General features: G+C 56.8%; 9 protein-coding genes. 1 reads left to right on the top strand and 8 read right to left on the bottom strand.

Annotation, left to right across the window (positions count from 1 at the left end; genetic code table 11):
* Positions 1-68 precede the first annotated feature (68 nt).
* On the top strand, positions 69-2,273 hold the full coding sequence (locus tag Absy_RS01415) for an FUSC family protein (protein ID WP_245614657.1): 2,205 nt from the start codon (positions 69-71) through the stop codon (positions 2,271-2,273).
* 10 nt (positions 2,274-2,283) lie between these two features.
* On the opposite strand, the gene Absy_RS01410 is transcribed toward Absy_RS01415, so the two are convergent.
* The 8 genes from Absy_RS01410 to Absy_RS01375 all read right to left on the bottom strand — a co-directional run bounded on the left by Absy_RS01410 (position 2,284) and on the right by Absy_RS01375 (position 13,378).
* Positions 2,284-3,291, bottom strand: a complete 1,008-nt coding sequence (locus Absy_RS01410) for an ion channel (RefSeq protein WP_084596789.1) — start codon at positions 3,289-3,291, stop codon at positions 2,284-2,286.
* Positions 3,292-3,531: 240 nt separating this feature from the next.
* Positions 3,532-4,470: a hypothetical protein gene (locus tag Absy_RS01405; protein ID WP_048852949.1), complete on the bottom strand. Its 939-nt coding sequence runs from the start codon at positions 4,468-4,470 to the stop codon at positions 3,532-3,534.
* The gene (locus tag Absy_RS01400) at positions 4,467-5,417 is read right to left on the bottom strand and encodes an MlaD family protein (protein ID WP_048852948.1); all 951 of its coding nucleotides are present in this window, start codon (positions 5,415-5,417) and stop codon (positions 4,467-4,469) included. Before Absy_RS01400 ends, Absy_RS01405 begins: the two co-directional genes overlap by 4 nt.
* Entirely contained in the window at positions 5,417-6,118 is a 702-nt protein-coding gene (locus tag Absy_RS01395) for a P-loop NTPase family protein (protein ID WP_048852947.1), read from the bottom strand. Before Absy_RS01395 ends, Absy_RS01400 begins: the two co-directional genes overlap by 1 nt.
* 1 nt (position 6,119) lies before the next feature.
* Positions 6,120-7,019, bottom strand: a complete 900-nt coding sequence (locus Absy_RS01390; RefSeq protein WP_084596787.1) for an MlaE family ABC transporter permease — start codon at positions 7,017-7,019, stop codon at positions 6,120-6,122.
* Positions 7,016-9,334, bottom strand: a complete 2,319-nt coding sequence (locus Absy_RS01385; RefSeq protein ID WP_048852946.1) for an adenylate/guanylate cyclase domain-containing protein — start codon at positions 9,332-9,334, stop codon at positions 7,016-7,018. The genes Absy_RS01390 and Absy_RS01385 overlap by 4 nt, the downstream gene beginning before the upstream one ends.
* A 174-nt stretch (positions 9,335-9,508) precedes the next feature.
* Complete coding sequence (locus tag Absy_RS01380; protein ID WP_048852945.1) at positions 9,509-10,999, bottom strand: Ppx/GppA family phosphatase; 1,491 nt, start codon at positions 10,997-10,999, stop codon at positions 9,509-9,511.
* Positions 11,000-11,089: 90 nt separating this feature from the next.
* On the bottom strand, positions 11,090-13,378 hold the full coding sequence (locus Absy_RS01375; RefSeq protein WP_179287779.1) for an RNA degradosome polyphosphate kinase: 2,289 nt from the start codon (positions 13,376-13,378) through the stop codon (positions 11,090-11,092).
* Between the last annotated feature and the right edge of the window lie 34 nt (positions 13,379-13,412).

Genomic DNA, 13,412 nt, shown 5'->3' with positions numbered 1-13,412 from the left:
CATACAACACTTTCTTTTTTACCAACCTGACAGGTAGTGTTATAACAAGACCCTCTTCAAGAGGGCTTGTGGCTACGGTGTCTGTTTCCTCTATATTTTCACGCTTCCAATCCACAGTCCTGCGACTTGCACCCAAAGCGGGAGAACCAGACCCGTTCTCCAAAATGCCGCTCAGATGGTTGCTGGCCCCCAAAGCAACGGATCTTGGGTTTGCGCTCCGTACAACCTGCGCAGCTTTTTTAGCGCTTACGCTGGCACTATGGATGGAAATGGACAGTCCACAATGGGCTGCCATGACCACATGGATTGTGGCGCAGAATTCGCGCGGGCAAAGCCTGTCCAAAGCCAAATGGCGGTTGATTGGTACGTGCCTTGGTGCCTGTGCCGGTGTTGCCTTACTGTGCGCACTTCCGCAGGAACCATGGGTACTTTTTCCCATTCTGGCCATATGGACCGGAGGGTGCTGCGCCTTTGCAACATTTTTGCGGAATTTCCGTTCCTATGCACTGGTTCTGGTGGCTTTTACCACCACCATTATTGTGCTGAGCGGGGCCAACCAGCCTGACAATATTTTTATGATCGCCCTTTCCCGCGCCACATACATAACGCTTGGTATTGTCTGCGAAAGTTTTCTGGCCGCCTTATTTGCGCCCAAGCTGGAAACTGTGGCCCGTGCGCAAATCCGTGCTCATCTGTTTGGTGCGCTCCACGCGGCATGTCTTGGTGTCGGGGATCTGTTGCGCGGGCAAGCCGATGGTCTGCTCCGCTCCCGCGCACTGCTCAGCAGTATTCCCAGCATGGCCGACCAGACCGAATTCAGCGAAATAGAAATGGGGCCATATTCCCATGCAGGCGACCATGCCCGTGCTGGACTAGCCGCTATTTCCGGCTTTCTGGCCCGTGGCATTGCGCTGAACATTCATATGCAGGCAACGTCTCCCCTGCCTGAAGGGTTTGCTCCACAGCTCAATAGTATACTGGACCTAATAGCCCAACTGGCAGAGCAGTTTGCCAATACTCCCTCAATCACCACGGCGCAGCAGGCCCGCAGCATGTTGCGCAGCCATATGACTCTGAGCAAACAACAAGGCATGGACATGCTGGCCCAGTTCCAGATTTTGCAAAAACGCGCACCCGGCCCTTCTCCCGCCAGCCATGCCCTACTGGAAAGCAGAATACTGCAAGCTGCCATAGCCAAGCTTCTGGTCGAACTGGACCGGGTTCTGGCACATATTATTGCCGCACAGGCAGACACCCCAAAAGACCACTTCCGCTTTGACCGCCACCCTGAAAAAGATGTGACCTTGGCGTTCAATAACGGCTTACGCGCAGCAGCCGCCCTTTGTATGGGAGGATTACTGTGGGAGGTTACCGCATGGCCCGAAGGCTCCACCCTGGCCATGTTTGTAGCCGTGACAAGCACCCGTTTTTCATCATTTGAAAATCCGGTTGTTGCAGCCAGTGGTTTTTTGCGTGGAGCAGTCTGGGCTGCGGTTGTTTCCTTCTTTCTGGTGTTCTGGATACTACCTGATCAGGCCAGTATTGAGACTCTTCTGGCCTCCCTGTTCATACCCATGCTGGTCGGGGGGCTGGCTTTACGCGCGCCGGGAGCATTGGCTGCAACAGCCGCTGCTTACAACAATTTTCTGCCGTTTATGGTTGGCCCTGCCAACCATCACAGGCTGGATGAACTCAACTGGCTTAATACCACCCCCGCTGTTGTGCTGGGGATTGGTCTGGGTGTGCTTGTTTTTCAGCTTGTGCTGCCATTTAGTCCAGCCAATGAGCGCTGGAGACTCCGCCGCAAAATGGTGGGAGATCTGCAACATCTGGCTTCTGGCACATTATCCCTCAGCTCAGCAGAATGGATAGCCCGCTCTGGCGAACGTCTAGCCCAGATTATTCGGCACATGGACGCCGCCCCGAACAAGCTCACAGAAGCTTACCTGAGCGGTGCGATTGGATGCATGATGACCGGCATTCTCATTCTACGGCTGCATAATGTGCTGTTCCATAACCTGCTGCCAGAACCACAGCGGGCGGCTTTGCAAAGCCTGCTCCATAGTATCCACACCATGCAGGGCTACACTCTAGCCCCGGCACAGGCAGCCCGGCAGGCCTTGGCAAACCTGCTGCCAGCCACGGTACACATGACCAACCTGTCCGCCCAGATCGACTTTGGTCGGGCTATTGGCGCATTGGAGGTCATGCAGGCAGAATTTGCAGCCAATGCTGTTTTTATGGACACAACAAGGCGGTTCAAGCCCATTTAAGGCGGGAATACTAATGCGCCTCCACATCATGGAAGCGGGTGTAATCCACTGTAATGCGTCCATCCGGGCGGGAAAGCACAATATCCACAAACCGATGGTTATGCTGCACCCGATCAAACCGGTATGCCGTTCTGGCAAATACAGTCTGGCCCAGCGCCTCGTCCGTGCCTGTAACGGTGACAATAATCTCGGCTTCTTCTTTTTCCAGTTCCGCAACCGTTTTGCCGTGCAAAGGGCTGTCAGGGGTAATGACATGAGCCATGACAAAAGCAAACCGCAGCACAGGCACATGGGATTGCATAAGCAGAAGCTGGTCAAATTTACGGACCAAGTGCCCATTGTCGCTCATAACCAGACGGGACAAGGCGACTTCAATATCAACCGATAAAATCACACTCATCCGCAGGTTGGCAATGCGGATGCACAAAGCGGGAATGCCCCCTTCGTTACTGATAACAGCCATATTGCTGAACATAAGCCGCGCCCGGGGGCGCGCAAACCGAGCAAAAACCACACCAGTTGCAAGGGCTGTGAGCATCATGCCTACAAACACTTCAACCGAAACAACCGCGTTGGCGTACGCGCCAATCGGGCTCATGGTGCCGTAACCCACGGTGGAGAGTGTTTGAACGCTAAAAAAGAACAGGGATAACAGCTTGCCGTGCGACAGGCCCGTAATCTGGTCTGGTGCAACCAGATACAGCAGGGCAAACACAAGATTGATCACGATGTATGAAACAACGGCAATGGCCGCAAAAGCGGGCCAGCTTGCCGTAAGCGCATGGTGGTAAAGGTCCGCCCACACGCTATCTTTCAAACCGACACGCACAACATCGCGGTGGTTTTTTTCTTCCACCAGCGCATGGGCACGAAAACGCCTGACCGCCTCCTTGGTACTCAGGTGGAAACGCCCATTCCCTTTGCCACTGGGTTCTGGCGCCACATCCTCCAGTTTGGTATGGCGCTCCGCTTCTCCCTGACGGTTACGTTTTCTGTAATGGTGGAAAAGTCTTTTCATAATCACCGCTCCGTGCGCACAGCCATGCACATGGACCTGCGCTTAGGTTGCGGTGTTACACAGCAAATGGTCCCTGTGATCCATGGATTCTGCATGGAAGACCTGCTTGACCTGCGGTTATTTTAAGCTGGTGCCCGTTTTGCAGGAAACGCCTGCAAAAACACGCAGGCAACCCGGCCAGCAATACACCGCAACTTGATCCACCACCCCATGCACCCGGCCCACTACAGCGGGAGAGGTTTAGTTGCTGGTGTCGTTCTGGTCGAATGGACGCAGCACAATGTTGCCTGCGTTGCGCGCCCATATCTGCGCATCATCCTCAGGCGGAGCGGCATTGCCTTTGGTCAGATTACCATGAGCCAGCGTTTGCGCATCCATCCTGTTGAGCTTGCCAGACTGAGCAGCTGCACTCTGGGCAGCCCGTGCCCAAAGTGCATGAGCACGGGCCTGGTCACCCTGGCTGCCAGCAATCTGGGCGGCAAGGGCCAAAGCACGCGTCATGTCATGGTATGCGCCTTCGCTCTGGCGCAGGCCTGCTGCCGCCTCAGCCAACTGCTCTGCCTGTGCCGGACTGGACTGGCGGATAAGCCGTGCCTGAATTTCCGCCTTATCCGCCTGCTGCGCGGGGGTAAGAGGCGGCTTAAGGCCGTTCAGGTAAGATGCAGCCAGTTGCAAGGCGCTACGATCACCCTGCGCATCCGCAGCAAGGCCCAGAACAAGAGCGGCCCGTGCACCCACGGCGGGGTCTGGCGCTTGCATGGCATGTTGGGCCAGCGGCAGAGCCTGCGCATACTGCCCTAACCGATAGTGGCTTGCGGCTTCCACCAGATCAAGCGAGAACTGATCCTGCCCGCCACGCAGTGCCACGGCCTGCCGGGTTGCCTGCGTTGTTTGCAATGCCTCCGCTGGCGTATTGGCTGCCAGTTGCGATACCGCAAGGTCATACCCCGCCTCTGCCACGGCATCTCCATCATCACGCACAAGGGCAAGGTTGGCCGCCTTACGGTACTGGGATACAGCTACCGTATAACGCCCAAGCTCAAAAGAATTCCGCCCGGCCGCCATAGCCTGATCCCACGCGGCATCATCCTGCGCTGTCGGTTTGGTCTGGTCAGCTCCACCACACCCGCCAAGCAGCAGCGGCGTTGCCAGAACCAGAAGATGTGTGAGCCGTCTCATGGCCGCACCTGCTGTGGTGCCAGACGTTTATGGTGCGTAACCTTATGCCCCCCCAGCAGCCACATGCCACGCAACTGATCGGTCAGTTGTTGCAGACCATAAAGAGTGGTCTGGGCCTGCGCCAACAGGGCTGGCAGGTCGGATGTGCTGGCCTCCACATTGCTGGCAATGGCTGGCAGGTGTGGCGTGGCGTTCTTAACATCTCTGGTTGCCGCATTCAGGTTGCCCATAGTGGCGTCCGTTTTGTTCATGATCCCTGAAACCTGCTTTTCAATCGGCTTAAGCCGCTCGATCACCGCATCCAAGGACGCAATCGTGGCTTCGGACTGGCGGATAAGCTGGTCGTTGGTCATAAGCTGCCCGATTGTGCCTTTACCGGCGTGCATATCGGTTATGGTGCCATCCAACTGCGCCATCATATGCCGTGCACTCGCCAGTGCAGGCATAATTTCGGCCTGAATACTGTTCAGGGTTGCGGTAATCTGGTCCGCAGGGTTAGGCGCAGGCGTTGCCGTAACAACAGCGTAGCTCCAGTCCATTGGATCGCCATGCCCGCGACTGAGATCCAGATAGGATGCACCGGTCACAATAAGCTGTTTGCGAATAAGAGCCGTACTATCGCGCCGGATAAAAGGTTTTGCCTGTGGGTCCAGATCGACCATGGCGTACATGTTGCCCGATGGATTGAGCTTGATACTGCGAATAGTGCCCGCATGGGCCCCCATAAGCTGCACATCGCCCCCAACGGTTAACCCGCCCACACCAGAGGCCGGCAACACAACCCGTAGCCGTGCTGGAGGAGTCAGCCAGTCACGCAGCACGCCAGCCTCGATAACCGCGCCCCCGAATATGAGTATGCTCAGAAGCACGAGAAAACCCACCCATTCATCTGCATAACGCAGAGAAATCAATGGTTTTACTTTCTGTCGTATGCGGAGTTGGAACATTATCCCATCCGTACTGCTACAAGACCATCATCTGCAAGCCGCCAGGTTGCCGTAATACCCTGCCGATATTCCTGCCAGACTGCGTTATTCCTTACCAGCCAGATAACCCCGGCACCTCTATCGCGTGCTTCGGTTATTGCAGCCAGAAAAGAATTGCTCAACTCTGCCGGGCCACCCTCAAGCGGGTCTTCCAGCAGCAACAAATGGGGTTGGCCCAGAAATGCCCGTGCGCAACTAGCGCGCAGCAGATCATCCTCCGGCAAAAAACTGGGGTTTTCTGTTGGCAGGCCAGGCAGGCCAAACCTTTCCGCCAGATTGGCGGCATCCTGCACCAGATCATCAATCGGGCGGGTTGTATGGTGTAACTGCTGCAACACAATGGCAAGGTGAACAGGCACAAACTCCGGCCAGCTTGCCCTATGGGTTACGCGACCAATGCGGCCACGCAGCGCATTCAACTCCCGGTCACCCAATTCGGTCCAGTCCAGCCCCATAAACCGGACCGATCCATCATCGAGTGGAATAAGGCCACTGCACAGATCTGCAAACATGGTTGCGTGCCCCACATCGCGCGCTTCCACCACCATGCAGTCGCCGGGCATCACTTTCATGCTGAATGGCACGGGTGGCAGACCACTTTCATCAAACGATGGAACGGCCTTGTTCAGTTCAAGCAGTGGGCCTGCGGCATAGACTTCCATCTTATATATCCAGACTGAACAGCACGCTCACCACCATCACAATCAGCATCCCGCGCGAAAAGCCACGGGGCAGTAATGTGCGGAGTGAATCCTCGTTTGTAGCGGTCAGTCCGGTAATGCAGCCACCAAGCCCCACAACAAACCCGACAGTAATGAATTTGAGCGGGATAATAATGTAATCCGTGCCCGACATGGCCGTTGCCACATCATCCAGAAAAACCCAGACAGGGTTGTTAATAACCCCGGACAGGCGGCTCATAACATACCCTGTGACCAGCGATGCGAACGAAAACAGAATGCCCAGCGTAAACCCGGCTACGGTAAACGCCAGTGTACGGGGCAGAACCAGCAGCAGGAACGGGTCTATGCCCACAGCCTGCATGGAGCGGATTTCCCCCCCTATGCTCAAAAGCCCCAGTTCCGTGGTGGACAACATGCCGTTACGCCCCAGCAGGAGCATTCCCACCAGAATAGGCGCAATTTCGCGCACGACCACATTGATCAGGATGGAGCCTGTCATGGTGGCAAGGCCGGTCAGCCCCAGCCAGTAAATAACCTGAGAAACCGCAGCAACCCCGGTTAGGACCCCCGCAAACATGGTCGCAATCAGCCCGCCACGAATGATGTTGTTCATGGTGCTGATAAATTCGTACCGGACCGTCCTGCGCCATGAGTGAGCGCGGAAACTCTCGAAAATAACCCCCCACGAAGCACCAAGCATGATCAGCAGAAAACGCGCCTGCCTGCGTGTTAACCGTCCAAGCCAGCCCAGCTTGCCTACCGCCCACTGGGCAGGTGCCACCGCCGTCCCTCGCTCGGTCTGCCCGGCCAGCACGGGGTCGCGCGTTGTATCGGTTGGTGGCGGAGGGGTCTGGGCGGGGCCGGGATCACTCTCACTCATCGGCGTGCCGCCAGAGTATACGCCCGTCCAAGCCCCAGATGCGGTACAAAGAACGCCCCACGACTGCGGAACAGATACCGGTCACGCAGATTGGCGTACACGCGCTCCGTTACCTGAATGGTACCGGGGTCAATCGCACTTTCGGCCATCAGCTCGGCCAGCGAGACGGTTTGCCCCCACAGGTTGAACACCGTTGGCGACTGCCCGACTGCACCACCAAAAGCAGGTCCATAATCCATACCCATGGTAAAGACCGGCTCCAGATCCGCAGCGGCAAGAGCACCCATAAACGTTTCGCGCATTTTAAGCGCCGCATTGGCAAGGCGGAACAAGGCTGTGGGGTCAGGTTCTGTTGTGCAGCCCGCCATGCAGATCATGCGATGACCGGCCACTTCCACAGCAAAAAGCTGCTCTTCCTGTGCAACGGTCTGCACCTGTGTGGCCAACTGGTTGATCAGCGCAATAAGAGTTGCGGTCTCCTTGCTGCCTTCCACCACCGGGTCGGCAAAACTCACCACAAGCACAGCCACACTGGGGTAAATACTCGCACCAGTAACTGCGGCCATTTCCTCCGCGTGCATGAGCAGATTATCAGATTTTGGCGCACCAAAGGCCTGCACGGGCGCAAGTGCCGTATTTTCCACAGATGTTGTCTGCTGGGCTTCAACCGCGCTCTGCGCAGCAAAACGCGTGCCAGCAATACTGGCCATCAGCTCCACAAAATACAGAAGATGCGGCAGCATGACCGGCTCTTCCAGCGCAAGCATTCCCAACGCGCCATGGGGGCCATGAACCGGATAAACTGCCAGAGCGTGCGTCCCCACTTCCCGCATGACCAGCCGTTCAAAACGGGTTGTCCGCTCATCCGTTGCGGCATTACTGACGGAAAAAGGTGTGCCTTCTTCTATGGCATCAAAGAACTTGCCCAGTTCCTCACGCCCCATTTCAAACCCACCGGAATGGGTATTCTGGGTACGGTCGTAAGTATCATCGCACACCATGGCGGCACCATCGTGGAGGAACCGCCACAGGCTGGCCCTGCGCGCACCTGTAACCTGCGCCAGTTGCTCGGTAATGGCCAATGGCTCTGCAGAAGGATCAAACAGGTTGGGTGCAATGGCAACCTGCTGCAGGGCTCCGCTCTCCTGCGCAAGCTGGGACTGCTGCACGGCCAGCCTGCGGTTACCTGCCTCCGTCCTGCGGAGCTGGCGAATGTATAATGCCCCCAGAGTGAGGGAAAACACCGTTACAATCCCGGCAAACTGGAGGCTCTGCCGGCTGCTTTGGTGGGCAAAGCTGCCAAAATCATTCTCGGGGGCAACAATCAGCAAAATCCAGCCCTGCGAATAGCGTGGCAGGGCCGATGCCATGGCAATATAGGTTTTACCGTCCCATTCCACATGCTTGGGGCCAAAGCCCCGTACCCTGTAATGGTCATACCCCAACGCAAAAATCGGATAGGTTTTAGGGTCCAACACCATTTTGTTGGGGTCCCACCCAGCCGCCTCGGCATGTTGCATCAGATTACGACCGGCAATAACCCGACCGTTCGCATCCACGATCATGGCGCTGCCGGTCTTGCCGATCTTTATTTTATCCAGAAAAGCGCTCAGCTCATTCAACGAAATGTTGGTGGCAAAAACCATTTCGTGCCCATCATCACGCTTAAAGCGGAGCGAGCTGGTCATGACAAACTGCTTATCGGACGGAAACAGGTAAGGCTGTGTCCACTGGATGCTGTCTTTTTTTTCCGTGTTTTTATACCACGGGCGGGTGCGCGGGTCGTATTCGCCTGCGGGGGTCTCAAACTCCCGAAGCTTCTGCCCTGCCTCATTGAAAAGACTATGATGGAAAGACTTTTTGCCATCCGCCCCAACAACAAGACGCTCACGGTCCTGTACGCCTTTGTCGGGCGAGCGGGTAATGAGCGTAAAATTCCCCTGATCATCCGCCAGGTAAAAAGACTGCAACTGGGGAATTTTTTGCAGCATGACGCTGCCGTAGGAATAGAACACCTTGTCCGACACAAGAGGCGGGGCATGTTCGATCATCCCGCCAGCAATCAGATTCCCGGCGGCGGATGGGGCAATGTAATCTCCCACCTCCTGCCCAATATACTGCTGGGTTGCCTCCATAAGCTCGCGGGTCAGAACGGATACGCCCTCGCTTGTGGTGCGGTATGAATTAATACCCACCCACGCAATAGCGCCCACCGTCATAATGATCAGAACAAAAGGGAGGACCATGTGCAGCAGCACCCGACGAACGGATGCATCATGCTGGACAGTCGGGTCTATGATCTCTTCAGAAGACACGCACCAAATTCCACTGCCTGTTGGTCAGGAACAACCCCGTCCATGCCACCATTGTGCCCCTTGACCGGATGGCACAATGACAAAGACAAAAAAGTTATCATACAACAGAGATGTATAATTGGTAACGTGCCTGCCAGCGCATGAGTTGTCCACCCCCTATTGGGGGGAGGCAGATCAGACTGCCAGTTCCACCTCAAACCGTGTTTGCACGCCTAGCGCCTGCCCCAGCCGCTCCAGCCCACGGCGCACACTTTCGCCTTTTACGGCGACACGGGCGGATGTCAGGGTCAGCACCAGTTCGGCTCCTTCCCACGCCAAAGACGTGCCTTCCAGCAGACTCCCTGCCCCGCCGGAGAGCGAATAGGCCAAACGTAACGCCAGACCACATGCCACGGCATCACGCCTCTCTTCATCTGTCAGCAACGCAAAAGACGGCATAAGTGCTGGCGAACTCATATCCACCGAATACCGGACAGCAAGCGCCAAAGACAGCCAGACCCGTGCGCGGTGGTCAAAACCGGCACCCTGCACGCGCAGGATCCGCAGGTATGTCTGCTCCGCACGGTATTCCGGGTGGTCGTGACTTCCAATATCGGACAACCAGCAGGCTATGCGGCGCAGGCGCTGCTCCTCTGGTGTTTCCTCCGGTTTGATAAAGCCTGTCCACGTCCACAGCACTTCTGGCAGCGTATTGCTACGGCCAAAGCGGGCGCACATATCGCGCGCAACGGTTTCCATCGGGTCCTGCGGCAGGCAACTCGGGGCCACGTTCATCATGTACCAGCCTTCACGCAGGCCATCCACGCAGAACACAATTTTGCTGGGCTGCACCTTTTTCATCAACCGGCGCAGCACTACGGCAGCAAAGGGAATATCATCCAGCCGTTTGCGGGGCGCGCCGGGCAGGCGTTCAAGGCTACGGCGGGAGCTGTTCTGGAGCCAGCCCGTCATCTCGCGCGCTTCCTGCACATCCAGCGTGTAATAATGCACAATATTGAGCGGATACTGGGTCCGGGCAATCTGGAGGCGTGCAAGCGCACGGAACGCCCCACCAACCAGATACAGCGGCCGCCCCTTGACCCCGGACAACCATTCCACACCATCAATATCCTGATCAGTCAGGAGTTTGGCTGCGTCCAGATCCCCTTCCGAGCGGTCTGCAAGCCGGATCATGCCCAATGGCAGGGTTGTGGCATCATGCCGCCCGGTCTCGGTCAGATGAATAAGCTCAAGCGATCCCCCGCCTACGTCCGCCACCAGCCCGTCAGCACCGGGGATGCCGCACATAACGCCAATGGCCGAATGGTCAGCCTCTTCCTTACCGGAGAGAATACGCACCGGCACACCGGGCATACTCTGGCGCAGCATTTCCACAAATGCGGGACCATTGGTGGCATCACGCACGGCGGCGGTCGCCAATACCTCAAACGGGTCAGCCTGCATGGCCCGTGCAATGGCATGGAAGCGGCTGAGCACCTCCATGGCCATGCCCACGCCCTCTTCATTCAGGCGGCCTGTGGTTGTTAACCCACGCCCAAGCCGCAGCACGGCTTTTTCGTTAAAAATGGGCAGCGGATTGCGCGATACCCCTTCGAACACAACCAGACGGACCGAATTGGACCCAAGGTCAACCACCGCTGAACGACGCTGCATGTCCGTCTCCATTACCAGCCGTTCCCGGACAGGCCATTATGCTGCCCGGCAGTACGAAAGCGCACAGACATACGCGACATGCCGGAAAAATAAACCCCGTTTTCAATCATCCAGCATCAGGTCTTTTGCCTGAGACAGGGATGCCGGTGCTCTGGAGAGCGTCTCATGCGCAGCAGAACCCCGCCCGGAAAGGGAGGGATGGGTCATAAACCATTCATGGGCGGAAAAAGGCTTGGCCCCCGCATGTAACCTGCGCCACACACCATTTTGTTCCAGCAGCCATGACTGAAGGGTGTCACGCATGTTGGAAACCATGATCTGGTCCAACACCTGCGCATGAACCGTGGGGTTGGTAATGGGCACCATGCTCTCCACCCGCCAGTCCATATTACGGGTCATCCAGTCCGCGGAAGAAATAAAGACCTTGGCATGGCGCGAGGGCACGCGGTGCCCGTTGCCAAAGGCAAAAATGCGCGAATGTTCCAAAAACCGGCCCACAACCGATTTAATACGGATATTCTCCGACAAACCGGGAACACCCGGTCTCAGGCAGCAGATACCGCGTATAACCCCGACAATCTTAACCCCCGCGCAAGAGGCACGGTAGAGGCAGTCGATCAGGTCCGGGTCCACCAGCGCATTCATTTTAAGCCAGATCGTACCCGACCGGCCTGCTTTGACATGCGCAATCTCCTCCTCAATCAGTTCTTTGAGGGTGCTGCGGATGGTCATGGGGGAAAAAGCTATTTCCTCCATCTGCGCTGGCATGGCGTAACCCGTTACATAGTTGAACAGGCGCGCCGAATCCCGCGCCAGCGCCGGATTGCAGGTAAAAAACGACAAATCCGTGTAAATACGGGCCGTTATGGGGTGGTAGTTTCCGGTACCAAAATGGGCATAGGAACGAACCTGCGCCCCCTCCCTCCGCACAACAAGGCTCAGCTTGGCGTGGGTTTTAAGGTCGGCAAAGCCAAAGACCACCTGCACACCCGCCGCCTCAAGCGCACGGGCCAGACGGATATTGGCTTCCTCATCAAAGCGCGCACGCAACTCCACCATCGCCGTTACGGACTTACCGGCTTCAGCCGCTTCGATCAGTGCTTTAACAATGGGTGAATCGCGCGATGTGCGGTACAGGGTCTGCTTGATTGCAATAACATTGGGGTCAAGTGCAGCCTGCCGCAGGAACTGCACCACCACGTCAAAACTTTCGAACGGGTGATGCACCAGCAGGTCCTTGGCCCGAATGGCCGCAAAGCAGTCTCCGTTAAAGTCGAGTATCCGTTCGGGAAAACGCGGCGTATAGGGGGGGAACAGCAGGTCGGGGCGGTCATCCACGATCATCTGCTTCAGGTCCACCACCCCGATCATGCCTGAATGCACGGCAATTTCTTCAGGTGGTAAATCCAGATCGGAGGCAATGGCTTCCGCCAGTTCGGCAGGAACACGCTTTTCCATATCCAGATGGATCACCACGCCACGGCGGCGGCGCTTGAGCGCCGTCTCGTACGAGCGGACCAGATCCTCTGCTTCGTCCTCAAATTCCACGTCCGTGTCGCGCACAACGCGCAGCACACCGCTCTCCCCCACAACCAGCCCGGCAAACAGCCGGTCAATAAACAGGGAGATCAGATCTTCCAGACGAATAAAGCGCACTGCGGCGGGTTCACCCGCCACCTGCGGCACATTCGATGGCAGGCGAATAAAGCGTTCAACCTGCGCAGGCAGCAGAATAAGCGCGTTCATGGCGAACAGGCCCGTGCCTTCGTATAAAAGGCGCAGCCCAAGTGCCAGCCCCATATTGGGAATAAAGGGGAGCGGGTGCGCCGGATCGACCGCCAGAGGCGTCAGCACCGGAAAAATACGATCCATAAAGCATTTTTGCAGCCATTCGCGGTCCGTATCGTCCAGATCCTGCGTTTCGCACAGGGTGACCTGGGACTTGGCCAGCAGACCGCGCAGTTCCACCCATATCCGCTGCTGTTCGCGCAGCAGCAGGGCACAGCGTTCCCGCACGGCCTCCAGCTGCTGGGCTGGCGTGCGCCCATCGGGCGAAATTTTGGTCAGTCCCTCACGGACCTGCCCTACAAGCCCTGCTACACGCACGGAATAAAATTCGTCCAGATTACTGGCACTGATGGACAAAAAGCGCAGGCGTTCGAGCAGAGGGTTCCGGGCGTTGTCCGCCTCTTCCACCACGCGCTGGTTAAAATCGAGCCATGATAGTTCCCGATTGATAAAGCGCGAGGGCGTTTGCAGGGTTACTTTTGGCTCAACCACTTTTTTGGCACGACTGCCAGCAGTGGGTGTTCTGGTACGTGAAGGTGCTCGTTTGGCTGGCGCACGGGCACGACTGACGGGAGTTGTCTTCTTTTTATCCTGTACCGCCACTGGCTTGCGCTCCCTCTCCTGCATCACTCAATCC

Source organism: Acetobacter syzygii, from assembly GCF_000964225.1.
Taxonomy (GTDB): Bacteria; Pseudomonadota; Alphaproteobacteria; order Acetobacterales; family Acetobacteraceae; genus Acetobacter; species Acetobacter syzygii.
The sequence above is the reverse complement of the archived record's forward strand: the minus strand, read 5'-3'. Positions and strand labels throughout refer to the sequence as shown.